The organism is Psychrosphaera sp. B3R10 (genome assembly GCF_018861025.1).
In the GTDB taxonomy this organism is placed as follows: Bacteria; Pseudomonadota; Gammaproteobacteria; order Enterobacterales; family Alteromonadaceae; genus Psychrosphaera; species Psychrosphaera algicola.
In genome coordinates this window covers 144,043-168,187 of sequence record NZ_JAHKQH010000045.1, presented here as the reverse complement: position 1 = coordinate 168,187, position 24,145 = coordinate 144,043, and the positions used below count along the sequence as shown (strand labels likewise).

The window sequence follows — 24,145 nt, the reverse complement described above, 5'->3', positions numbered from 1 at the left end:
ACTTTACGTTTAATAAATTCGATGATATTGAGTTAATGTTGTGGGAGACGTTAATGCTATAAATCGATTTGTTTTATTTTCGTAAATATCGTTGTAATACTTATTACAACGTCAATCAAAGAGCTTTTAGAGGACCAATTAATGAGCAATCAAGCATGGCAAAATGTCGAGCAAGAATATAACCGCATGAAACCGAGCCATATGCGTGATTTGTTTGCAGCCGATCAAAATCGAGCAGCAACATTCACCACAAAAGCGTGCGGATTTACATTAGATTACTCAAAAAACCGAATAGACCAGCAAAGTTTGAACGCCCTGCTTTCACTTGCCCGTGACTCAGGTGTTGAATCAAAACGTGACGCTATGTTTGCCGGAGAAGTTATCAACTTATCTGAACAACGCGCAGTTTTACATACCGCATTGCGCAGAGCCAAAGGCGATTCGGTATTAGTAGATGGCGAAAACGTAGTTGATGAAGTTCACGCTACGCTTGCCAAGATCAAACAATTTGTCGCAGAAGTTCACAACGGCACTCGCCAAGGGTACACCGGAAAAACATTTACTGACGTTGTTGCCATTGGGATAGGCGGTTCATTTTTAGGTCCTAAAATTGTTACTGAGGCGTTAAAACCTTATCAACAAAAAGCAATCAAAGTACATTTTGTTGCTAATGTTGATGGTCATCATATAACTGACGTTTTGGCTAAATTAAACGCTGAAACAACGCTAATTGTAATGAGTTCTAAGTCCTTCACGACCCAAGAAACCTTGCAAAATACGTTAACAACCCGTGAGTGGTTTTTGGCGTCTGGTGCGAAATTTACTGATATCGCAAAACATTTTATGTGTGTTTCGAGCAATATTGCCAAAGCAACAGAATTTGGCATTGCTGAAGAAAATATCTTCCCAATGTGGGATTGGGTTGGTGGTCGTTATTCACTTTGGTCAGCGATTGGCCTACCTATTGCCCTTGCCGTTGGTTACGACAATTTTTCCGCGGTACTTGACGGTGCTCGTGATATGGATGATCATTTCCAAAATACACCTTTAGCCGAAAATTTACCTGTAATCTTGGGCGTACTTGGTGTTTGGTATAGCAACTTTTTTGGCTGCCAAAGCCACGTATTGTTACCATACTCGCATTATCTGCGCGGATTCCCAGCATACGTCCAACAACTGGATATGGAATCAAACGGTAAACGTACGAGCCACGAGGATGAAGAAATTGAATACTCAACTGGTCCTATTATTTGGGGCGGCGAAGGCACAAATGGCCAACATGCCTTCCACCAACTAATGCATCAAGGCAATACCGTTGTTCCAGCGGATTTCATTTTGCCAGTAAAACCGGCACATGACGAAATTGAACATCACCAAATGTTAGCGTCAAACTGTTTTGCGCAGACTCAAGCGTTAATGCAAGGTGAAACAAGAGAAGAAATCAAGGCTGCCTTACTTGCAAAAGGCGTTGATGCTGACGAAGCGGAAAAACTGGCTAAACATAAGTTTATGCCTGGTAACCGCCCGTCAAATACCCTGTTGATGGATGAATTATCTCCAAAACAACTCGGTTCTCTAATCGCCTTGTATGAGCATAAAGTATTTGTTCAAGGTGTTATTTGGAATATCAATAGCTTTGACCAATGGGGTGTTGAACTAGGGAAAGTGTTAGGTAACCGAGTGCTAGACGCATTACAAGATAAAGCGCAACCGGAACTCGACTCGTCTACTCAGCAGTTAGTTGACATGTTTAGAGCGGTCATCAAGTAACTCATTGTCAAATATAGTGTTATAATTCGCCTCCTTAGTGAGGCGTTTTTTTTGCCTGACAGTTAATTTTTATAGTTGAGTACAACGTGGCCGCGAAACATTTTGTCGAATTACTTATTTTATCCGCTCTTTGGGGGGCGTCGTTTTTATTCATGCGTGTTGCGGCTCCTGAGTTAGGCGCAACAAATTTAGCGTCCCTTAGGATCATCATTGCGGCGCTCACACTCAGTCCCTTGCTGTACTTAACGGCCACAAAATTTAGCAAACAGAAATCAATTAAACCTTTCATTAAACCCATAATATTCGTTGGAATAGGCAACTCAGTTCTGCCATTTATGTTGTTTGGCTATGCAGCAATGAATATCGATGCGGGTTTGTCCTCGATAATTAATGGGGTCACCCCTTTATGGGGCGCAGTGTTTAGCTTTATAATTTTGTCGGTAACGTTAAGTAAAAGCGCTTGGTTTGGTTTGTTTGTTGGCTTTGCGGGGGTTGTTGTACTGTCATCTCATAAGCTCACTCACGGTGTTAATGCCGAAGTCTTTGCAATATTAGCCGTTGTTACAGCAACGTGTTTATACGGTATATCTGCAAACTACTCTAAACGCTTTCTACAAGGCGTACCGCCACTTTTAGTTGCATCGAGTACAATGGCATGCAGCGCTATCATTATGCTCCCAGTGCTCCTCAGCAGCTCTTTAGAATGGTCTTCAGTCTCAAGCAACGCTTGGCTTGCTATAACTTGTCTTGGTGTTTTCAGTACGGGTATTGCTTATGTGTTATTTTATCGATTGATTGAAAATACCGGCCCAACAAAAGCCATGATGGTAACCTACCTTATTCCGATATTTGGTGTGGTATTTGGCAACGTCTTCTTAGATGAGCAACTATTTATCAATATGTTGTTTGGTGGTCTGCTTATTTTATTAGGCGTTATGTTGACTACAGGCCTTATAAAACCTAGGAAATAGCTTACTTTCCCGACAAATTGTTCAAATTAGTTTCATAAACTGGTCATATTTTTTTCACAAAAGTATTTTACTTTTAACGGCGTTATGGTAAATGTTGCGTTAAGCATTATTCAGGCATCGAAAAATGTACTGAGTATTCCTTATAACAATAAAAATTTTAATACGACGTTAAGGGGGCCATTATGGAAGGTCTAGCTGAGTTATTCGAAAGTGCTGTACAAAATAACAAACCGTCTTCAAAACGAGCATCAAAGCGCAAGTGGCGCGAAATAGAGTCGATAAAAGAAAAGTATCGTCTTCGCGACGAACTTAAAGATATCGACCCATCAATGGAATATGATTTAGCAGAATTAGATTTTTAAAAAAAGCCCAACTTTAACCAGTTGGGCTTTTTTGCTTTAAGTCGACTATACCGTTCAGCTTAAGCTTAATGGCGGTTGCCAGTTTATGGCAACCATATTCTGCTTTACCAAAATATCATTGGTTTTGATGAAATGATCACAACCAAAAAATCCTCTTCTGGCCGACAGCGGAGATGGGTGTGGCGCGGTTAAAATATGATGACGTTCTGGGTCGATTAGATTTTGCTTTTTCTGTGCAAACGCGCCCCACAATAAAAACACGATGCCACTTCTGTGTTGATTTAATGCCGCTATCATATTGTCAGTGAAGATATCCCAACCCCATTTTTGATGAGAATTAGGTTCACCTGCTCGAACCGTCAAGACACTGTTGATCAACAACACACCTTGGTCCGCCCAAGATTGCAAAAAACCGTGCGTCGGGATCTCAAAATTTGGATACTCTAACGCCAATTCTTTATACATGTTACGTAATGAGGGGGGAATTTTGATACCTGGCAAAACGGAAAAACTCATACCATGTGCCTGATTGGGTCCATGGTATGGGTCTTGGCCTAGAATTACGACTTTGACTTGGTCAAACTGGGTATTATCAAACGCAGAAAAAATGTCTTTCTGAGGCGGATAAACGGTTGCACCACTTTCCACCTCGGCAGCTAATTTAGCTTCAATCTGTTGAAAATACGTTAGCTGCTTTTGTTGCTCAATTAAGGTTTGCCAATTCAAAGATAACCTTGCCTATTGATTTGTTAAGTAGGCTCGTAGTTTAGCAAATTCAGGCGCCATCTCACTAGACAATAGTGTTTTCCCAGCGACGTCTGCTAGTTCTTTAGGCAATGAAATTAATTCACCCAAAATGTTTTCAACGCTTTCTTTAAATTTAGCTGGATGAGCGGTACCTAAAAAGATCCCAACTTCGCCTTCTTTAATTTCGTGTTTTAACGCTTTATACGCTATCGCACCATGGGGCTCTGACAAGTAGTCCATTTGATAAAGTTCTTTAACACCCATTTGCGTTAAGTCTTCGTCAATCATGTAGCTTGATAACAAGCTTTTATCAAACCAACCTTGCTCAATCATAAATTCTACGCGTGGCCAGTTGTTTGGTTGGCTCACATCCATAGCGTTTGATAAGGTCGCGACTGTCGTTTTTGGTTTCCATTCGCCCGTAGCTAGGTAACGTGGAACGGTATCATTGGCGTTAGTAGCGGCAATAAAGCGTTTAATTGGTAAGCCTAATACTTTAGCGATAATACCAGCTGTTAAGTTACCGAAATTACCACTTGGTACTGAAATTACCGCTTTATCTTGTTGCTCTGCTGGCAATTGTGAAATTGCTTCAAAGTAGTAACAAACCTGTGCAAATAGACGGCTGATATTAATTGAATTTGCCGAGTTCAACCCAATTTCTTGGCGTAATTCTTGGTCTTCAAAAGACGCTTTAACTAATGCTTGGCAATCATCAAAGTCGCCTTCAACTGCGATTGTTTCAATGTTACCACCCAATGTGCAGAACATCTTTTCCTGCAACAAGCTTATCTTGCCTTTAGGGTACAAAATAACAACACGAATGTTGTCAATGCCGTGAAAAGCATGTGCCACCGCCGCACCAGTATCACCTGATGTTGCTGTAAGAATCGTTAGCTTGCCATCCTGGGAAAAACGACTTAGACACTGAGCCATAAATCGCGCGCCAAAGTCTTTAAATGCTAACGTTGGACCATGAAACAACTCTAAGTTATATATATTACCAGTAACATTGGCTAAAGGTGCTGGGAACTCAAAGGCATTTTTAATCATAGCTGTTGCATCAGCTACATTGATTTCACCGTTTAATAAATGAGAAATAATTATTCCACTACGTTCAACAAACGGCATTGCCAGTAGTTCACTCAAGTTTTCAAGCGGAGTAATTTTTTGTGGAAAAAATAGACCTTGATCACGACCTAAGCCAATTTTTACTGCTTGCTCAAACGTTACCTGTTGGTCGTTATGTTTTATATTGGCTAACAACATTGAAATCCTCGTTACTTCTTACTTTATTCCAGTATTTACTGGGTTAATCTAGATGTTTTGCACCCTGCGGGGCAATTCTACATATATGGGCAAAACCATTCTCCGATTGAAGGTAATGCTCATTCAAATATTGTTCGTAGTTTTTGGCTTCTGCTAACTCAGTGGTTACAGCAAACAATGTTGGCCCTGCCCCACTAATTCCAACCGCTAAAGCCCCTTGTTCCACTAATGCGTTACGCGCACTAACAAAACCTTTGATTAATTTGCCTCTAAAAGGTTCAGCCACGACATCTTTAATTGCCTGGGCCGCTTTAACTTGTTGCCCCTTAAATAATTGCGTAATAAACACAGATAGATTTTGAGCATTGGCAATAACATCATGTTTGTCGTACTGTTTTGGCAATACTTCTCGAGCTTGTTTGGTCGGGAAAGCAAAGCCAGGAAACGCGACAACCACATACCATTGATCTGGTATTGGTAAATCTAGCACGGGCTCATCCGATGACGGTGACATTAATTGTAGTCCGCCAAAATAACTAGGCGCGACATTGTCATAATGCAAGTCACCGCTTGCTGCGGCTTCAATTTCACCCATCATCAGTAACATGTCATTATCGCTAAAATAATGACCAAACAATCGATTCAAGGCGGTTAAACTTGCAACCACAGAACAGGCACTAGAACCTAGTCCACTGCCCACTGGCAACGATTTTACCAGTTCCATTTTTACTTTTGGAAAACTATCATTTGCTAATTTACTGCGAAACAGGCGGTAAGCTTGCCACGCTAGATTTTGCTCAGCATCATCTGGACACACATGGGCATATTCACCCGAATTTGTCAGCTCGTCCTGCTCTGCAAATTCAACATTAACACGGTCACCAAGTTCGCCACCATCGATACGAAGAAGCGCAGCGCCAAGCAAATCAAACCCGACGCTAACGTTGCCAGAACTTGCTGGCGCAAACGCTGAAGCGCGTTGTCCTATCTGACTCACAGCATCACCTCTTGTTGCCAACTCAATGTACGCATTACATCGCCAAACACACCCGCTGCTGTGACAGCGGCACCAGCGCCATATCCGCGTAAAACAAACGGAATTGGTTGATAATAACGACTATGAATCGCTAATGCATTTTCGCCATTTTTAACGGCAAATAATGGATTGTCAGCGCCGACTGAAACGATCTTAACTTTACATTTTCCGTCTTTAATTTCACCAACATATCGTAGTACTTCGTCGCTTGATTTGGCGTTATCAATCAAGGCAGCAAACGTTGGATCTAAACTCGGTAATTTTGCGATAAATTCATCAACACTGCCAGTGGCGTCAAAGTCGTTGCCCAATACAGATTCAACTTCGATGTCTGATAATTCAAGGTTTAATCCAGCTTCACGCGCCATGATTAATAACTTACGCGCCACGTCCATACCACTTAAGTCATCACGTGGGTCTGGTTCGGTATAACCTAAATTACGCGCTTCGATTGTTGCTTCAGAAATGGTTTTTCCTTCGTCTAATTTGCCAAAGATATAAGACAAAGAACCCGACAATATCCCTTCAAATGCAACTAATTCATCACCGGCATTGAACAACCCCTGCAATGTATCGATAACTGGTAAGCCTGCACCAACGGTCGTTTCATATAAGAATCGACGCATTGTTGACTGTGCGGTATCACGTAACTCGTTGTAATACGCCATACTGCCCGTATTAGCCTTTTTATTTGGCGTAACGATATGGAAACCTGCAGCTAAAAATTCTACGTATTGACTTGCAACACTTTCAGAAGACGTACAGTCGACAAGTACGGGGTTTACTAAATGATTGTCTTGAACAAACTGCGTCACGTTTAACAGGCTGAAATTGTTTTCAGAATCCGCTAGTGTCGATTGCCAGTCAGACGCCAAGTCGATACCTTCTGCGTCAAGCAACAATTTACGACTATTTGCGATGCCGTAAACATTGAGTTTAATATTGCGTTGATGTAGCCACGTTTGCTGACGTTTAATTTGTTCTACCAACTCACCACCAACAACGCCACATCCTAAGATGAACACATCGATTGACGGAACTTTAGTAAAGAAGTTTTCGTGACAGACTTTAATCGCATCGGCGCATTTTTTAGACTCAAGTACTGCAGAGATTGACGATTCTGTACTGTCCTGAGCAATCGCAAGAATATTCACACGGGCTTGTGCTAAAGACGTAAAGAATTTGGCAGCAATCCCTTTGTGTTGCCTCATTCCTTCGCCAATCATCGACACTATAGCGACTTCGTTATCTACTTTAGGGTGAGCCAATAAACCGGCTTTAATTTCTAATTCAAATTCACGTAACAACGCAGCAACAGCGTCTTTTTCACGTTCCGTTGGGATACAAAAGCTGATGCTAAATTCAGAGGAAGACTGAGTAATAAGTACAACCGATATTTCACGGTCGGCCATTGCCTTAAACGTGCGACTCGCCATACCAACAACACCTTTCATGCCTGGGCCTGAAACGGTTAGCATGCTTACATCTTCTAAAGATGAAATTGCCTTAATCGGCGACGTATTTGCGGCGGCTTCTTCAGCAATCAACGTGCCTTCTGCATTTGGATTTAACGTATTTTTAATAACACATGGAATTTGGTGCTGCGCCAAAGGCCCGATTGTTTTTGGATGTAAAACACTGGCGCCAAAATAAGACAACTCCATTGCTTCACCATATGACAGCTTTTCAACTAACATAGCACCGCGAACTTGACGAGGGTCTGCGCTATAAACACCATCAACGTCTGTCCATATTTCACAAACAGCAGCATGTAAACACGCTGCAACAATTGCCGCAGAATAATCTGAACCATTGCGACCTAACGTTGTTAACTCTCCATTTTCGTTGGCGGCGGTAAATCCTGGTAATAAGTAAACTTTTTTACCGTTTTCCATATGTGACAATAACGCCGCGCGTGATAATTCGATATCCGCAACGCCATTTAAATAATCGTCAGAACTAACAATCGATTTGGTAGGGTCTAATACCTGCGATTCAAACCCTTTTACTTTTAGATATTGCTGCATTAAATGCACACTAAACACTTCGCCACGACAAATAATGAACGCACGGATATGATCAGGGCAATGTTGTAATAACTTCACGCCTTGAAGTCTTTGACTTAGTTCAGAAATAGTTTGTTCTATTTTTGATACTAATTCAGCTGTTTGACTAAAACCGGCTTGCTCGGCGATATTAAGAAAATGTTTCTCTAAACCATCAAGTTCGCCTTGGTAGTCTTCACCTGCTTCACTGATATCACACAACTTCACCAATCTATTGGTAACGCCTTTTGGCGCTGAAAGTACCGCGGTAATTGTGCTAGAGGTCGCCTGCTCGCTAATAATAGCCGCAACCGATTGAAATCTAAAATCATCGGCCAAAGAACTTCCACCAAACTTAACTACTCTCATACTAAACTACCTTTCCAAGTCTAAAGACAAAAAAACCCGTGATTTTGGTCACGGGTTTAACAAAATTTTGTTGCACTCGTTCGACCACTAGCCCGTATGGGTAATGTTGGTGGTCGTAATAATAGTGCGGATTATGCGTAAATTCATAGGTGCTAAATTTGACGGAATGGGCCAAAAAGTCAAGTGCTAATTATTACAGCTAATGTTGCATTAATTGCAACTAAACATAATCCGGTTACAATTCTACGCAATTTATTGTTAATGTTACCAATAAATTTACTGTAGATTTTGATTTTAGATAACCACTAACATTAAGAAATTAAATTGAATAACGTCATTTTTGGGTTATCCTCACTATAATACTGGATTTTCACAGAAAAATAGCCAAACTGTAAGTCTACAGCTATTGATTCTTTAAACCGATTAGGAATATGTTGGAATGCTGGCAACCAAGAGTATCTCGCGTCGACTACTTGTAAGTGTATTATCTGTCTACTTTGTCCTAACATTTGCAGTGACTTGTATTCAAGTTGTGGCCGAATATACCACGACCAAAAATTACATTAGTGACGAGCTAAGGACATTAGAAAATACATTCAGTGCCAGTTTAACCCGCGCTATTTGGGAACTTAATACCCCACAAGTTGTATCCATTTCTGAGGGTTTATTGGCGATCCCAATGATTGAAGGCGTATTGATCCGAGATGATCAAAGCGAATTGCTGACCCAAATGGGTCAAGTCTCAGAATTTGAGAACTCTAGAAGCAACACCTCAACAGGACATGGCAATGTCATCCATGGTGCCGATGGTTTATTTGGCTATACCTTTCCTCTCGTTTTCGAATTTTCTGGCCGTTCGACCCATGTAGGCGATGTCACCCTTTTCTCAAGTCACCATGTTGTCATCGATAGAATCATTGTCAGTATTTACTTTATGCTCGGCAGCGCAGCGACAAAAACGGCATTTCTAATTGGTCTATTTTTACTCGCATTTAGAAAACATCTTACCAAGCCACTTGGCGATTTGGTTGACCAAATTGAACGAATTGATCTCGATAACTTAGGAACAGCACAACTGCAAGTGACCGAACTTGAAGAAAGCGAATTGAGCGTTATCCAACTGTCCTTTAATAATCTCATTGGAAAAGTCTCGAGTTCCCAAGACGAATTGAAGCAAGCTCAAAAACAATTGCTAAAAACCAACGATATGCTCGACCAACAAAATTTGATGTTGGAGCAAGAAGTCGCGAAAAAAACCGCCAATCTCAGCCAAGCTATGATGGATTTGCAAAAACAGAAATATCAATTGGAAACTCAGCAAAAAAATCTTAAAGAAGAAATTGAAACTCGACGCGAAACAGAAAAAGAACTGGTTGAAAAAACCAATCAACTTGAAAACACCATCGAAAACTTAAGCCTTGCGCACGGTAAACTAGTTGAATCTGAAAAACTCGCTGCACTTGGTGGTCTCGTGGCCGGCATTACTCACGATGTAAACACGCCAATTGGTGTAGGTGTAACTGCAACTAGCTTTTTAGCTGACCGCCTGAATCACATAAGCAAAAAATTTGACGACAAATCTTTAAGTGCTTCTGACATGAAAAGCTTTGTATCTGAAAGCAGACAGAGCATCGACTTACTCAACAACAACTTGTCACGCGCCAGCGAACTTATTGCAAGCTTCAAGCAAATTGCAGTAGACCAAACAAGTGAAGCTGTTCGTACGATCAATATTAAACAATACCTCAATGAAGTGATCACATCGTTAAAACCAAAACTGAAAAAGTCAAAACACGATATTTTTATTAATTGCCCAGACGACTTGGATATGAAAGTTCCTGCTGGTGCGGTTTCTCAAATCTTTACCAACTTCTTATTGAATAGTGTGATCCATGGCTTTGACGGTCGAGATGAAGGCCGTATCGATATCGACGTAAAGCTCGATGGCGAATATGTAGACATTATATATAAAGATAATGGCAATGGTGTCTCAGAAGAACAACTTGCGATGTTATTTGACCCATTTTATACCACCAAGCGAGAAGCTGGCGGGTCTGGGCTGGGTACAAATATCGCTTATAACTTAGTGAAGCAGACCCTCGAGGGCGACATTGAAGCCAGTTCTAAAGAAGGTGAAGGCCTAACCTATCATTTGCGAATTCCAAAATCATTGGAAAACGCCTTACCTCAGACTCACAGATAAAATGTCGATAAATTGGCTGTGATTTGAACAGCCAATTTAACATTACTCTGGTATTATCTTTGGCTCATCAAAGTTAGGGTCAAGATCATGTGGTTTAACAACGCTCATATTTACAAATTTACAAAACCGTTTACGACTAGCGAAGCAGAGTTAGTTGATTCATTTCAAGCGCACCTATTTCGCCCGTGTGGAAGCCAAGATCAACAAACTCAAGGTTGGGTTTCACCAATTCCTGGAACTGAAGGTTTAAGCCACAGCGCCAATAACAACATTTTAGTTTGTCTTAAAACCGAAGAAAAAATTCTTCCTTCGTCTGTCATTAAAGAAGCATTAGATGAAAAAGTTCAGCTGATTGAAGCAGAACGTGGACAGAAAGTCGGTAAAAAAGAAAAACAAACAATCAAAGAAGAGATCACTCAGCAATTATTGCCAAAAGCGTTTTCTCGCAATAGTCGTCTTTACGCCTATATCAATGTGACTGACCAGTTTATTGTGGTCAATTCTTCAAGCGCAAATAAAGCTGAAAACCTATTATCTTTCATGCGCCAATGTTTAGGGACTTTACCTGTTTTGCCATTCAAACCAGAGGGTGATCTAATGGCAACCATGACGTTGTGGGTTCAAAAAGATCAATTACCTGCTCCTTTCGAATTTGCCCAGGATATTGAACTAAAAGCATTAGACGAAGAAGCCGCTGTCGCAAAACTAAAAAATCACAATGTCACCGAAGAAGAAGTGCAACTGCATATTTCAAACGGTAAATTTGTCACAAAATTAGGTTTAGTTTGGTCTGAAAAATCTAAGTTTGTATTAAATGAAGAAGCTGTCATTAAACAAATTAAGTTTTTGGATATCGTAAAAGAGCAAACTGAAGATGTGCCAAATGAAGACAAATTGGCGAAGTTTGACGCCGATTACGCCATCATGACAGGCGAATTGAACCAGCTCATTTTAGAACTGGAAAAAGTCATCGTATAACAAAACATGGTCAACATACTGGGTCTATTACTGACCCTTATATGTTGACCATGCATCCCCTTAAGAAAGCGGGTAGTCCTCACCGTTTTTATCAGTAAACGCTTTTGGTACGTCAACACAACGACACAATTGTTTGCCCTTTGCGTCATAAACCATTTCGTCGTCATTTCTAATCATACTGAACCAATGACGTGTTTTTTGTTCTGTTGTTTCGTCATTAGCCGCATTTTCGCCACCAAAGTTTAGCTTGTTGGTTTCTACTTGAATGTCATCGATACCGGCAATATCTTTTATCCCACGAGTCCCATTTTTATTGAAAATAAGCTCAACATGAAAACCGTCATTTTTTAACACAATCGAGGTTGGTTCGCTTTTGTGACCTGATAAAGCGACAAACTGTTTGGGATGGCTTAAGCCACTTTTGCTGCCGTCTGGGAAGAACGCCAATAAATGCGTGTAATAAATTACATAGCTACTCACATCACGATGTGAACCCGACTCCAAAGGGAAAACCTTATCTAAGAAACTTTTAGAGTACGTCATAATTTCAAGTACGCGTTTCTCGTTTAATTCAGCCAAAATGGATACTTCTTCATTTATGAACTGATCAAAACCAGACGTAGCATTAAATTCATTTTGTGAAGTGTTTGTCATATTCATTGTTCAATCCTCGTTATATGTCGGGTATTTTTAGTGCAATTCTTTTTTGTGTAGTATTTGTCCGAATTGCTTGATAAGCAGTCTAGATGAATTTACACTAAAATTTCACAATAAAAATTTCACACTGTAAATTTTACAAAATAGGAACCAAAATGCGACCGAATAAAAGCCTGTTACGTAAGTCCCATTTCCTTGGCACAAAGATACGAAATTTACGAAAGAGAAATAATTTAACCATTGAAGATTTGTCCGCACGTTGTATTCGGATTGACCCTGAATATGCACCCTCAGTTTCATATTTATCGATGATTGAACGTGGCAAAAGAGTGCCAAGTATTGATATGTTAGAGGTGGTGGCCAGTGTTTTTCAAAAGCCCACAGAGTGGTTTTTAGATGATACCCCAGAACATCAGGATATTGTGCCAGACAAAGGTAATCGAGGCGGCATAAACGGCATGCCACTTGAGCCTAGTTTTTTGTTTTCGCAAGATATTTTACAAATCGCAATACCCGAAATGCTGTCACAAACAGGTATATCCGGACGTCAATTTGCTCATTTGCTAATTCGAGCGCATCAAGAAAACAACCAAAACCATTTTCCCGATTTAGAACGCGCAGCTGAAGAAGTAGGATTAAAACGCATGCCGCTGACCATCGATGAATTATTTGCCATCGTTAAACAGGTTGGGCTTAAAATATTTTGGTTTGACGAAGCACCAAAAGAAGCGCGTGATGAATTAGGGGTCACGTCAAAAAACCTAATCACATCCTATTTTGAACCCGCCAATAAACTGTACTTAAACCGACGCCTAAAGCAATACCCTCGCCGTTTGAAATATGAACTCGCGGTTTACATTGGCCATTGCATTTTACATAACAAAGAAAGTCTACGTAGTGCTCAGTCCGTTGGCAGTCAAAACAATACATCTAGTAACAGACCAACCGCGCACTCAGGCGTCGACCCACAGGATATCCTCCATGCATGGCATGACTTCGAGTCGAGCTTTTTTGCCGGCGCACTGTTGTGCCCCAAAGTGCCTTTTAGGCAACTGCTCGATCGAAACGGGTATGAAATTTCGAGTCACCAGATGGCCGATGTATCGGCCTCAGTCGCGATGCGTCGTATGACCGCGGTATCACCATATCGTCACTGGCATTATTTCGATGCATACTCTCCTGGTAAGCTTAAAGCGGTTTATCGAGGTAATGGCATCCCGCTTCCCTGGGGAAATATGACAAAAGTAGACGATCCTTGTCAGCATTGGGCTGTTTTTAATATGATTTCAGAACCAACTGAAGGCACGTCAGCGCAACTTTCAATAATGAACGTCGATGGCCAATCGAGATTGTATATTTGTGAATCCATCAAGGTTCAAGATATGGCGACTAACCACCACGTGCTTTGCGCGGGCATCGATTTAACACCAGCCATTCAAGCGCAGGGAAAAGACGCAGATTCTATCACTTATGAAATCCAACAAAGTTGTGTTAAAAATGGCGGCAGTGCCGTGCTCACGCCAAAACTAAAATCCAACCTGTTGAGCGTTGCAAAAATATTAAATATTAACTGGATAGAACGGGCGATGGATAAGCAAGCTAAACTCATTTGTTCGAGGGGGAATGTGTGCCCTCGCCAACCGAGTTGCTACAACCCATGTTCGTCATAACTTTAGCGGGACTTAAATGAGTACATTATATATCACGGGCGCCGGTGTCAGTGCTGAAAGTGGCATTCCTACATTTCGAGGAGAAGATGGATTTTGGACCATAGGCAGTCAAAATTACACTCCCCAGCAAATGGCTACTCGTGAGATGTATAAAACAAATCCGAGTGAGTTTTTGACCTGGTATTACAAGCGTTTTGTTACATATCGGAACTGTGGGCCGAATGACGTCCACCATTGGTTAGCAAACAAGGATGTTGTAACTCAAAACATTGATGGCTTAGATGGTAAGGCAGGGAATACCGATTATATTCCAATTCACGGTCGTATCGACCAAGTTACTTTGTTTCATACTCAAGGCCAAGATATTGATTGTTTAGCCGCACCTTGGGATCAGGTAGACGAATCAAATTTAACCGAATCGTTGTTATCCATTTTCAAAATTCCAGCAACCGGCCCCGAGAAATATGTATCGTTAAAGCCGTTTGTATTGCTATTTGATGAATTTTATACCGACTTGTACCGGGTATCAGCGGCTCAGACTAAAATGAAAAACGCGGCGAAAATAGTCTTTATGGGGACGTCTTTTAGCGTCAATATCACTCAAATGGCACTCGATATCGCGCGCCAGAATAGAATCCCAATTGAAGTTGTAGACCCATCACCAAGTCATGTATTACATCCGGATGTCACTTACCACGCGATGACGGCACTAGAGTACATTTCCAAGCAGGATTAGTACTCCTCTTCTGGCAATTTGTATTTCTGCAGTATTTCTATACGTTTGGTTTCAAGTGAGTCTAGCGTCTGCTGAAATTTATTTATGATCAGGTCTGGGGTTTCTTTACTAAACGCAAAATAATTACCAATTTTATTAACTTGCCAGACTATTTTATAGCGGTTTCTCGACTCGTGAAGTTCCATCAATACATGATGTAAGCCGTGAATAGACAGCATAACCAAATCAACTCTTTCATTTTTAAGCATTAAAAAGGCTTGTTTTACATTCGACAACTTTGCTAATTTTTGATCTGGGAAGCCAATTTTGCGCAGTGACTTTTCTGAAATATCCGCTCTAACTGTGGCGACACTATATTTAAAGATGTCTTTAGTTTCTTTTATATCGATGACTGTTTTTTGTTTTGCAACTAGCACATGAGTCGATGAAAATACCGGACCCACCCACTTAAATAAGTCTTCTCTCTCCTTGGTCCGCGACATAGTAAACAGTACAGTATTAGGTGTATTTTCTAGCTGTCGATAGCCTCGCACCCATGGCACGACCAAAACGTCTTTTTTGGGTAAGGAGAGTGTCGACCAAATTTCGTGAAGCAAGTCGATGGAAACGCCCTGCAGTAAATTATCTTTATAAAAGTTTGCCGGTGGATAATTTTCCGCCACATAGTTCGTTTGATTGTGAAGTTTGAAGAGTTCAACCCACTCATCATCAGCGACCGCGGCCTGACTGAACGTAAATGACAATATCACCAATACAAGTTTAACTAAGTAACTAAATAATTTAGACATTTCCCAATATCAATCCCTGTAACTATGGATACTTTAAGTGTAACCCTCGATTACGGTTTAGCCAGTTTATTTACGATAAAATTACTGTCGCCATCGCATAATTTTGCTCATCTGAAATAGAAAGCAAAGCGCTTTTTACACCGAGGTCATCTGCTCTTTGTTTTGCAGCTAATGTTAAAGTCAATTTGGGGGCCCCCAGATCATTGTTTCGAATTTCAAAATGTTGAAATGAAATTCCACGTCCAATGCCTGTTCCTAGCGCCTTTGCGGCTGCTTCTTTAGCAGCCCAACGCTTGGCTAAATATCGGCTTGGTTCATTATCTTGCTGAAATAAGCCCATTTCATAATCTGTTAACACTCGACGTGCCAGTCTATCTGACCCTGCACACGCTTGCGTTATCCGAGCGATTTCAACAATATCTGTTCCCAAACCGATGACTGACATGGCTATATTCCCTGCCGAGCTTCATTCATTAATATTTTCATATCACGTACCGCTTTGTCTAAACCGTCCATCGCCGCTCGGGCAATAATTGCGTGACCAATATTTAATTCATAAATTTCGGAAATTTCCGCGATAGGTTTTACATTATGATAATGTAAGCCGTGCCCAGCGTTAACAATTAATCCTTTGCTAGTCGCGTATTTAACGCCTTCAATGATTTTTTGGAGTTCTGCTAATTGCGCTTGTTCTGTTGTTGCATCAGCATAGTGACCTGTATGGATCTCAATATAAGGCGCTTTAGTCGCAACAGCTGCGTCTATCTGCGCTTGGTCGGCATCAATAAACAAAGAAACTTTTGTACCAATAGCATCAAGTCGAGTCACCGCATCGGTAATTTTGGTTAATTGACCGCAAACATCCAAACCGCCTTCGGTGGTCAACTCTTCACGTTTTTCAGGCACTAAACACACAAACTCAGGATTGACTTCCTCTGCAATACGGATCATTTCATCCGTAACCGCCATTTCTAAATTCATGCGTGTTTGTAGAGTTTTTGCCAAAACATATACGTCTCTATCTTGAATATGGCGACGGTCTTCACGAAGGTGAATAGTAATACCACTCGCCCCAGCATGCTCGGCTACAGCAGCAGCATGAACGGGATCCGGATACGTTGTACCACGGGCTTGTCTAAGTGTTGCGATGTGGTCAATATTGACGCCTAAGTGGATTTCGCTCATACAGTCTCCAAAAAAGAATTAAGCGGTTCTAAATAATTCACGGGATTTTAACGGTTTATCCCCTAAATGGCGATGCAAACATGTTTGCATAATCAATTTTAATTGTCGAAACAGTGGCTGGTGCTGACGAAATTGGTCAATTGTGATGTCTTCAAAAGGGATTTCTAATAAACTCGACATTAAACTGAGATCTTCTCCGATAAATGTATCAGGCGCAGAAATCGACCGGTTAGACAACACAAATCCACTGGCGTCAAATAACTCATATACATCGTTAAATACAATGTCATCCCCTGTCATCATGTCAGTTTCAAAGTTTAGTCCATAGCCAAGTTGCAGCAATAACTGCAATTCAAACCGGCGCAACAATAACGCCATCTGCACTGAAAAATGCGCTGCAGTGTTATCCAGTTTTGACAATGAAATAAGGGTGGATTGATATATTGAAAAAAGTTCGGGGAAAAACGCATCCGATGCACACAAACGGCAAATGATTTCATTTAAATAGAAGCCACAAAAAAGGCTTTTACCCTTTAGTGCTAACAAATGTTTAGATTGTTCTAAGTCGGCATCAATTTGTTTTAACTTTCTGAGGCCTGAAGTCCCTTGAATACCGACATTCAAGGGTCTAAAAGGCTGGAGCAGTGCAGAGCGCTGAGAGTTTTTCTTGCTCCCTTTATAGGTCACAATAGACACTCTTCCTTCATCTTCGAGTAGAACCTCTACGATAGCTTGGTTCTCTTTATAACTTCGAGAATGAAGGATAAAAGCAGATTTTATCTCTACATCAGGTGTCATTAATTAATCTTCGCCATACCCCAATGAACGCAGTGCACGTTCGTCGTCAGCCCAGCCACTTTTGACTTTAACCCAAAGCTCAAGGAAGACTTTTTCGTCGAGTAACAATTCAAGATCTTGACGTGCGTCACGGCCGATAATTTTTAGCTTTTCGCCTTTTTTACCGATAACCATTTTCTTCTGACCTTCACGTTCAACTAAGATCAAGGCATTGATGCGCCAGATTTTTTCATCCCATTTAAACTGTTCAATCTCAACAGTTACACTGTAAGGTAATTCTTCACCTAAAAATCGCATTAGCTTTTCACGAACAATTTCGGCGGCCATAAAACGAGAAGTTCTATCTGTGACATTATCTTCTGGAAAAAAGAATGGGTTCTCAGGTAAAAATTTAAGAACAGTTTCTTTTATCGGCTCAATGTTTGTCGACTTTTCTGCTGAAATTGGAATGATTTCTTCAAACTTATGTTTGGCACCAATCTCTTGCAAAAATGGCATTAATTCTTCTTTGTTTTTGATGTTGTCGACTTTATTAATAAGAAGAATACATGGCTGTTTTGAACGTTTTATTTTGTTCAATACCATTTCATCGTCTTCATGCCATTTCATGGCTTCAACAACAAACAACACCATTTCAACATCACCAAGAGCACTTGACGCGGCTTTGTTCATTAGCTTATTAATCGCGCGCTTTTCTTCTTTATGCAGACCCGGCGTGTCAACGTAAATGACCTGATCATTGCCTTCCGTATGAATACCTAAAATACGGTGACGTGTCGTTTGTGGTTTTTTAGACGTGATCGAAATCTTTTGCCCTAAAATTTGGTTCATCAAGGTTGATTTACCTACATTTGGACGCCCAACAATCGCAATTAATCCGCACCGTTTAGGGTCAGATAAATCTGCACGATTGTTAAGGTTTGCCAACAAGGCGTCTAATTCTTGTTGATTATTTTCTGAATTACTCACTTTTAATTACCTCTAAAGCTAGTCGTGCTGCACCCTGTTCCGCTTTCCTGCGACTCGTGCCTGATGACAAAACGACTTCACCATTGTCTAAAGTACATGAGACTTTAAACTTTTGATTATGTGCTTGCCCTAATACTTCTTCAACTTCATATATAGGTAAAGCGCGTTTTCTTGATTGCAGCCACTCTTGTAACTGCGTTTTTGGATCTTTTAATGCTGAATTTGGATCAACATTTTTTAATTGTTTGTCGACTAAATTAAGGACAAATGTTTTACATTCTTCCAGACCCGAATCTAAATAGACCGCACCTATAATCGCCTCAATTGCATCTTCTAGTATTGACTCGCGGCGACAACCGCCGCTTTTCATTTCGCCTGGACCTAAACGCAACCACTCGCTTAACTCGAGGTCTTTACCTACAATTGCCAAGGTTTGACCTTTAACGACTTGTGATCGCATTCGAGTCAATTCACCTTCTGTTGCTTTAGGAAAGGAAAAATACAGTTTTTCCGCAACAAACATTCCTAATAACGAGTCGCCAATAAACTCTAAACGTTCATTGTGACTACCTTTAAAACTTCGGTGCGTTAGCGCCTGTACCAATAACGACTCATCGTTAAATTGGTAACCAAGTTTTTTACATAATTGCTTATAATCTTTTTTGATCAATTTTTTTCGCCCAAAAAACAATAAGGCCAACTCGAATTAACTCTAGCAGAGCAAATTCGAGTTGGCCTGTCTTTCTTAAAGTTACTGTACTGTGCCGAGACGTGAGAAACGGATATCTACTGGAACCCAATTTGGTAACCAACTCACTTGGCCATCGTTGTAAACAAAACTCATCCAAATGAATACCGCTTTACCTACTAACTGCTCTTCGTCAACAAAACCCCAAAAACGACTGTCTGTACTATTATCTCTATTATCGCCCATCATGAAGTATTTGCCGTCAGGGACAATCCATTCACTGGCGCGCGTTCCAGGTTGTTGATAAAAGCGATCTGCCATGTCTGGGATAGCTGGGTTAACTAATATTTCATGATTTACGTCACCTAATTGCTCATTGGCCGTAATCAATGGCATGCCCATATGAACAAAGGCCCCCTGCTCTTTAGCTTCCAATTCAACCGGCATCAGTTTTTTACAATTTTCTGGTTCACGGTCACAACTTGGTTGAATCGCCAATTGTTTATTACGATAAACAATGCGGTCACCTGGTAACCCAATAACACGTTTTATGTAATCAAGACGTTCATCTAAAGGGTACTTGAATACCGCAATATCTCCGCGTTTTGGTTCACCCGTAGCAACCAGTTCAGAGCGCCAAACAGGATCGTGGACACCATACGAGTATTTTTGAACCAAAATAAAATCACCCACCAACATCGTTGGCATCATCGAACCCGACGGGATTTGAAACGGTTCAAACAAAAACGAACGGAAAATAGTAATTGCCGCCAAAATTGGAAAAATGGACTGTGCTGTTTCTGCAATTGCTGGTTGCGGTGCAATTTTATCTAGCTCTTCCTGAGGAAGTTCAACACCAGAAGCTACTGCGGTTGCAACTCTTTCTCTTCTAGAAGGCGCAAACACCTTTGCATCAATAAGCCAGATCAGGCCACTCAACAAAGTGATAACCACCAGAAATACTGCGAAATATCCTGCCATACCAATAATTTCCTATTTTAGATTTACTTGCCAATTTTCAAAATGGCTAAGAATGCATCTTGTGGTAATTCAACATTACCCACTTGCTTCATTCGTTTTTTACCGTCTTTTTGCTTCTGCAATAGTTTTTTCTTACGAGAGATGTCGCCACCGTAACATTTCGCTATTACGTTTTTACGAAGCTGTTTAACCGTTGTACGCGCAATAATATGTGCACCAATTACCGCTTGAATCGCAATATCAAACATTTGGCGTGGAATAAGCTCACGTAACTTGTCAGCTAATTCTCTGCCACGACTTTGTGAAAAGTCACGGTGACAAATCATTGATAACGCGTCGACGCGTTCACCGTTAAGTAAAATATCAACACGTACCATGTCCGCAGGAGCAAAACGAGTAAAGTTATAATCTAGCGACGCAAACCCACGACTAGTCGATTTTAATCTGTCGAAAAAATCCATCACAACTTCCGCCATTGGTAAGTCATAACTTACTGCAACTTGCTTACCATGGTAGCTCATGGCGGTTTGCGTTCCGCGTTTCTCAATACACAAAGTAATCACATTACCGAGATACTCTTGTGGTACTAAGATGTCGGCTTTACAAATTGGTTCCCGAACTTCTTCAATTTCACCTACAGAAGGTAGTTCAGACGGGCTGTCGATTTTAATTATTCCGCCGTCTTTTTTAAGAATTTCGTAGTTTACCGTTGGTGCTGTGGTGATCAAATCCAAGTCATATTCACGCTCTAAACGCTCTTGGATAATTTCCATATGCAACATACCAAGGAAACCAATACGGAATCCAAGTCCAAGTGCTGTCGAACTTTCTGGCTCATAGAACAAAGAAGCATCATTTAGGCTTAGCTTTGACAAAGCATCACGAAACGCTTCGTAATCGTCAGAGCTCACCGGAAATAAACCAGCATATACTTGTGGCTTTATTTTTTGAAAACCAGGTAACGGCTCTGGCGATGGGTTGTCTTTTAACGTTAACGTATCACCTACTGGTGCGCCCAAAATATCTTTAATACCTGCGATAATAAAGCCAACTTCACCAGTCCCTAACGTACCAGTGTCTGTTTGTTTAGGCGTGAAAATACCAACTTTATCAACGATATGAGAAGCGCCAGTCGACATGACTTTAATTTTATCGCCTTTTTTCAATTTGCCGTGTTTAATTCGAACTAACGACACAACACCTTGATAAGCATCAAACCACGAATCAATAATAAGCGCTTGAAGCGGGGCTTCTGGATCACCGACCGGTGGCGGGATATTTAATACTATATCTTCAAGTACATCTTCAATACCGATACCCGTTTTAGCAGAACATTGCACGGCGTCGAGAGCATCAATACCAACAATGTCTTCAATTTCTTCAGAAACTCGGTCAGGATCAGCTTGCGGTAAATCGATTTTATTCAAGATAGGACGTACTTCTAGGTCCATCTCAATGGCGGTATAACAGTTGGCTACCGTTTGCGCTTCAACACCCTGACCGGCGTCAACAACGAGCAAGGCACCTTCACAGGCCGCTAACGAACGAGAAACTTCATAAGTAAAATCAACGTGTCCAGGCGTGTCGATGAAGTTCAATTGATAACTTTCACCATTTTTAGCGTTATAATTTAGCGTTACGCTTTGTGCTTTTATCGTAATCCCACGCTCACGTTCAATATCCATCGAATCTAGTACTTGCGCTTTCATTTCACGATTGGTTAGTCCTTCGCAATACTGAATTAGGCGATCTGATAATGTGGATTTACCGTGGTCTATGTGGGCAATTATTGAGAAATTCCGGATGTTCTTCATATATTTAGTGATATACCTTCGCCATGATACTGACGTAATAACAAAAACTGATCTACGCTCGACATTTTCAAGCGTATAAAAAGGGCGCAATTTTACACTGAAATGACGTTGTACTCCACTGTTAAATAACTCAGCGGGTTTTTAAACCAATAACTTCTGAGATAAAATTGTGACATAAAAAAACCAGCTCAATGCTGGTTTTTGGTAACAAAATATTTAAACCGCTTAAGTACGACTGTTTTCCGTTTTATCTAACGTCGAATTATTCGCTACAACCTCCGCCTGGACGCTGTTTGGTTTATTTTCACTATGCTGGCTCTGATTTACTTGGATCTGCTCAGCCCCTTGATTTACCGAGTTTTGTAGCAGTGGCGAATTACCTGAAACTAAGTCATTTAATGTTCCACTTTCACCATCAACCATATTTAACTCTCTTAACATAGCATCAACAAGTGGCGCATTTGCTCGATAATTAAGTGCTGCACTTGTTACCTGCTCTGAAAAACCACCACCATTGGTGCCATTGCTTTCAGTTCCACCCTGGCTTTGACCTGCGCCATAACCCTGTAAAATCTTAATACCATCAATGTTTTGTAGAGGTTTAACGGCTTCTGCAACCACTTGGGGTAAGGCTTGTAGCATTGCCAACGCTTTTTGCAGCTCGACTTGTTCGGCGCTCAATACGTTATCAGCCTCATGCAAGGCACGTTTACCGGCGGCTTCGACTTCGAATTTTTTCTCGTCAGCTTTAGCCAATAACACAGCTGACTCTGCTTCAGCATGCGCTTTAATCTGAATAGATTCAGCATAGTCTGTTGCGGCTTGTTTTTCTGCTTCGGCTTTAACTGTGACACCGACAGCTTCACGTTCAGCTATTTTCTTCGCATCGATAACTTCAATTTGTTTTTGTCTTTCTGCTGTGGCGACTTGCTTTGCTGTTACAACCGCCTCTTCCTTTTCAACTTTCAGCTTCTCAGATTCCGCCGCTTTAGCACGTGCCGCCGACTCTTCTTCCGACTTCACTGCTACAGCAATTTGCTTTTCTTGTTGAGCGACTTCGATATCCCGTTGCTGTTGAATTTTAGCTTGTTCAATCGCATTGTTTTTTTCAATATTCCGACGTTCAATTTCTTTTTGTTTTTCGATTTCTGACGATTCAATCGCTTGTTCTTTTTCAATTTCAGCTTGTCGCTCTTCACGCATTTTTGATTCACGTGTTTTTACGATTTCTGCATTTTGCTCTGCTCGTAAAAATGCCAGCGATTTTTCTTGCTCAAGTTTAGCTTGTTGTTCATCTTTACTAATATCTAGTGATTCACGCGACGCGTCTAAATTACGGCGTTCAACTGCAATCCGGTTGGTTTGCTCAACGTCATTTGTTTCTTTTTTCTTTTCTTCAATAATACGAGCCAGTTTTGCACGACCTTCTGCATCAAACGCGTTGTTTTCATTGAAATATTGCAAATCGGTTTGGTCAAAGCCGGTGAGAGAAACCGTCTCCAGTTCAAGACCATTTTTTTCTAAGTCGTTAGCGACATTCACTTGCACTTTCTGTACAAATTCAGAACGTTGTTCATGCATTTCTGTCATTGACATTTCAGCGGCCACTGCACGTAAAACGTCAACAAACTTAGATTCCATTAACGCTTTAAGTTCCTCAACGCGTGTCGTACGAATACCGAGAGTTTGTGCTGCCATAGCGATCGATTCTTGATTTGGCGCAACGCGTAAATAAAAGTCGGCTTTAACGTCGACCCGCAATCGATCCTTGGTGATAAGGGCTTCAGATTTCGTTTTTTCCACTTCAATTCGTAGCGTGTTCATGTTTACTGGGATTGTATCGTGCAAAACTGGCAACACTAATGCGCCGCCATCTTTTACGACTTTCTCACCACCAAAGCCGGTACGAACAAAGGAAACTTCTTTTGTTGCTCTGACATACAATTTAGCGAAAATCAGCCCTATTGTAAGTAAACCGACCACCACTGCTACTGCAATAATTAATATAAGTTTCATATCCGTTGTAATACTTTCCATATCCATCTCCATTTTGTAAGAGTTAACTTTTGTTGATTTATTTGACTTACTTTTTTATTTGGGAGGCGCTGA

Annotated in this window: 21 protein-coding genes; 7 read left to right on the top strand and 14 right to left on the bottom strand. The window is 40.9% G+C overall.

Going from position 1 to position 24,145, the window contains the following annotated elements:
• Nucleotides 1-141: 141 nt before the first annotated feature.
• The 3 genes from pgi to KO525_RS18500 all read left to right on the top strand — a co-directional run bounded on the left by pgi (nucleotide 142) and on the right by KO525_RS18500 (nucleotide 3,103).
• Nucleotides 142-1,770, top strand: a complete 1,629-nt coding sequence (gene pgi, locus KO525_RS18510) for a glucose-6-phosphate isomerase (RefSeq protein ID WP_215965320.1) — start codon at nucleotides 142-144, stop codon at nucleotides 1,768-1,770.
• 86 nt (nucleotides 1,771-1,856) lie between these two features.
• Nucleotides 1,857-2,741: a DMT family transporter gene (locus KO525_RS20035; RefSeq protein WP_215965319.1), complete on the top strand. Its 885-nt coding sequence runs from the start codon at nucleotides 1,857-1,859 to the stop codon at nucleotides 2,739-2,741.
• 182 nt (nucleotides 2,742-2,923) lie between these two features.
• Complete coding sequence (locus tag KO525_RS18500) at nucleotides 2,924-3,103, top strand: DUF3545 family protein (RefSeq protein WP_215965318.1); 180 nt, start codon at nucleotides 2,924-2,926, stop codon at nucleotides 3,101-3,103.
• Between the two features lie 54 nt (nucleotides 3,104-3,157).
• Here the strand turns inward: KO525_RS18500 and ung are convergent, their stop codons facing one another.
• The 4 genes from ung to thrA are packed head-to-tail and all read right to left on the bottom strand — an operon-like array spanning nucleotide 3,158 to nucleotide 8,569.
• Entirely contained in the window at nucleotides 3,158-3,829 is a 672-nt protein-coding gene (gene ung / locus KO525_RS18495) for a uracil-DNA glycosylase (protein WP_215965317.1), read from the bottom strand.
• Between the two features lie 12 nt (nucleotides 3,830-3,841).
• Nucleotides 3,842-5,119 carry a threonine synthase gene (gene thrC, locus KO525_RS18490; RefSeq protein WP_215965316.1) on the bottom strand — a complete coding sequence of 426 codons (1,278 nt, stop codon included), beginning with the start codon at nucleotides 5,117-5,119 and terminating at the stop codon, nucleotides 3,842-3,844.
• A gap of 43 nt (nucleotides 5,120-5,162) precedes the next feature.
• Nucleotides 5,163-6,116, bottom strand: coding sequence for a homoserine kinase (gene thrB, locus KO525_RS18485; protein WP_215965315.1), 954 nt, complete (start codon nucleotides 6,114-6,116; stop codon nucleotides 5,163-5,165).
• Entirely contained in the window at nucleotides 6,113-8,569 is a 2,457-nt protein-coding gene (thrA, locus tag KO525_RS18480; protein WP_215965314.1) for a bifunctional aspartate kinase/homoserine dehydrogenase I, read from the bottom strand. The genes thrB and thrA overlap by 4 nt, the downstream gene beginning before the upstream one ends.
• A gap of 439 nt (nucleotides 8,570-9,008) precedes the next feature.
• On the opposite strand from thrA, the gene KO525_RS18475 reads away from it, so the two are divergent.
• Together KO525_RS18475 and rdgC are read left to right on the top strand one after the other, a co-directional pair.
• Entirely contained in the window at nucleotides 9,009-10,772 is a 1,764-nt protein-coding gene (locus KO525_RS18475) for an ATP-binding protein (RefSeq protein WP_371744432.1), read from the top strand.
• Nucleotides 10,773-10,859: 87 nt separating this feature from the next.
• Entirely contained in the window at nucleotides 10,860-11,750 is an 891-nt protein-coding gene (gene rdgC / locus KO525_RS18470; RefSeq protein ID WP_215965313.1) for a recombination-associated protein RdgC, read from the top strand.
• 60 nt (nucleotides 11,751-11,810) lie between these two features.
• On the opposite strand, the gene KO525_RS18465 is transcribed toward rdgC, so the two are convergent.
• Entirely contained in the window at nucleotides 11,811-12,410 is a 600-nt protein-coding gene (locus KO525_RS18465) for a malate synthase (RefSeq protein WP_252736770.1), read from the bottom strand.
• A gap of 152 nt (nucleotides 12,411-12,562) precedes the next feature.
• Here KO525_RS18465 and KO525_RS18460 point away from each other — a divergent pair, with 152 nt between their 5' ends.
• Nucleotides 12,563-14,077: a DUF3612 domain-containing protein gene (locus KO525_RS18460; protein WP_215965312.1), complete on the top strand. Its 1,515-nt coding sequence runs from the start codon at nucleotides 12,563-12,565 to the stop codon at nucleotides 14,075-14,077.
• 16 nt (nucleotides 14,078-14,093) lie between these two features.
• Nucleotides 14,094-14,813 carry a Sir2 family NAD-dependent protein deacetylase gene (locus KO525_RS18455; protein WP_215965311.1) on the top strand — a complete coding sequence of 240 codons (720 nt, stop codon included), beginning with the start codon at nucleotides 14,094-14,096 and terminating at the stop codon, nucleotides 14,811-14,813.
• On the opposite strand, the gene KO525_RS18450 is transcribed toward KO525_RS18455, so the two are convergent.
• The 9 genes from KO525_RS18450 to KO525_RS18410 all read right to left on the bottom strand — a co-directional run bounded on the left by KO525_RS18450 (nucleotide 14,810) and on the right by KO525_RS18410 (nucleotide 24,079).
• Entirely contained in the window at nucleotides 14,810-15,601 is a 792-nt protein-coding gene (locus KO525_RS18450; protein ID WP_215965310.1) for an ABC transporter substrate-binding protein, read from the bottom strand. The two genes, KO525_RS18455 and KO525_RS18450, sit on opposite strands and share 4 nt — an antisense overlap.
• A 70-nt stretch (nucleotides 15,602-15,671) precedes the next feature.
• The gene (gene acpS, locus KO525_RS18445) at nucleotides 15,672-16,046 is read right to left on the bottom strand and encodes a holo-ACP synthase (protein ID WP_215965309.1); all 375 of its coding nucleotides are present in this window, start codon (nucleotides 16,044-16,046) and stop codon (nucleotides 15,672-15,674) included.
• A 2-nt stretch (nucleotides 16,047-16,048) separates the two neighbouring features.
• Entirely contained in the window at nucleotides 16,049-16,786 is a 738-nt protein-coding gene (gene pdxJ / locus KO525_RS18440; protein WP_215965308.1) for a pyridoxine 5'-phosphate synthase, read from the bottom strand.
• 18 nt (nucleotides 16,787-16,804) lie between these two features.
• Complete coding sequence (recO, locus tag KO525_RS18435; protein ID WP_215965307.1) at nucleotides 16,805-17,584, bottom strand: DNA repair protein RecO; 780 nt, start codon at nucleotides 17,582-17,584, stop codon at nucleotides 16,805-16,807.
• Between the two features lie 3 nt (nucleotides 17,585-17,587).
• A complete protein-coding gene (gene era / locus KO525_RS18430) occupies nucleotides 17,588-18,514 on the bottom strand; it encodes a GTPase Era (protein ID WP_252736776.1) in 927 nt (308 codons plus the stop codon).
• Nucleotides 18,515-18,545: 31 nt separating this feature from the next.
• Nucleotides 18,546-19,220, bottom strand: a complete 675-nt coding sequence (gene rnc, locus KO525_RS18425) for a ribonuclease III (protein ID WP_215965507.1) — start codon at nucleotides 19,218-19,220, stop codon at nucleotides 18,546-18,548.
• Between the two features lie 84 nt (nucleotides 19,221-19,304).
• Nucleotides 19,305-20,222, bottom strand: a complete 918-nt coding sequence (lepB, locus tag KO525_RS18420) for a signal peptidase I (protein ID WP_215965305.1) — start codon at nucleotides 20,220-20,222, stop codon at nucleotides 19,305-19,307.
• A 23-nt stretch (nucleotides 20,223-20,245) separates the two neighbouring features.
• Complete coding sequence (gene lepA, locus KO525_RS18415) at nucleotides 20,246-22,036, bottom strand: translation elongation factor 4 (RefSeq protein ID WP_215965304.1); 1,791 nt, start codon at nucleotides 22,034-22,036, stop codon at nucleotides 20,246-20,248.
• Nucleotides 22,037-22,261: 225 nt separating this feature from the next.
• On the bottom strand, nucleotides 22,262-24,079 hold the full coding sequence (locus KO525_RS18410; protein WP_371744431.1) for a flotillin family protein: 1,818 nt from the start codon (nucleotides 24,077-24,079) through the stop codon (nucleotides 22,262-22,264).
• Nucleotides 24,080-24,145: the final 66 nt, after the last annotated feature.

Coding starts and splice junctions, on each gene's coding strand:
- KO525_RS18465 (WP_252736770.1), bottom strand. CDS start 12,410: ATGAATATGACAAACACTTCACAAAATGAATTTAATGCTACGTCTGGT.
- thrC (WP_215965316.1), bottom strand. CDS start 5,119: ATGTTGTTAGCCAATATAAAACATAACGACCAACAGGTAACGTTTGAG.
- KO525_RS18460 (WP_215965312.1), top strand. CDS start 12,563: ATGCGACCGAATAAAAGCCTGTTACGTAAGTCCCATTTCCTTGGCACA.
- KO525_RS18500 (WP_215965318.1), top strand. CDS start 2,924: ATGGAAGGTCTAGCTGAGTTATTCGAAAGTGCTGTACAAAATAACAAA.
- pgi (WP_215965320.1), top strand. CDS start 142: ATGAGCAATCAAGCATGGCAAAATGTCGAGCAAGAATATAACCGCATG.
- thrA (WP_215965314.1), bottom strand. CDS start 8,569: ATGAGAGTAGTTAAGTTTGGTGGAAGTTCTTTGGCCGATGATTTTAGA.
- acpS (WP_215965309.1), bottom strand. CDS start 16,046: ATGTCAGTCATCGGTTTGGGAACAGATATTGTTGAAATCGCTCGGATA.
- rdgC (WP_215965313.1), top strand. CDS start 10,860: ATGTGGTTTAACAACGCTCATATTTACAAATTTACAAAACCGTTTACG.
- KO525_RS18455 (WP_215965311.1), top strand. CDS start 14,094: ATGAGTACATTATATATCACGGGCGCCGGTGTCAGTGCTGAAAGTGGC.
- pdxJ (WP_215965308.1), bottom strand. CDS start 16,786: ATGAGCGAAATCCACTTAGGCGTCAATATTGACCACATCGCAACACTT.
- lepA (WP_215965304.1), bottom strand. CDS start 22,036: ATGAAGAACATCCGGAATTTCTCAATAATTGCCCACATAGACCACGGT.
- lepB (WP_215965305.1), bottom strand. CDS start 20,222: ATGGCAGGATATTTCGCAGTATTTCTGGTGGTTATCACTTTGTTGAGT.
- KO525_RS18475 (WP_371744432.1), top strand. CDS start 9,009: ATGCTGGCAACCAAGAGTATCTCGCGTCGACTACTTGTAAGTGTATTA.
- recO (WP_215965307.1), bottom strand. CDS start 17,584: ATGACACCTGATGTAGAGATAAAATCTGCTTTTATCCTTCATTCTCGA.
- KO525_RS18450 (WP_215965310.1), bottom strand. CDS start 15,601: ATGTCTAAATTATTTAGTTACTTAGTTAAACTTGTATTGGTGATATTG.
- KO525_RS18410 (WP_371744431.1), bottom strand. CDS start 24,079: ATGGATATGGAAAGTATTACAACGGATATGAAACTTATATTAATTATT.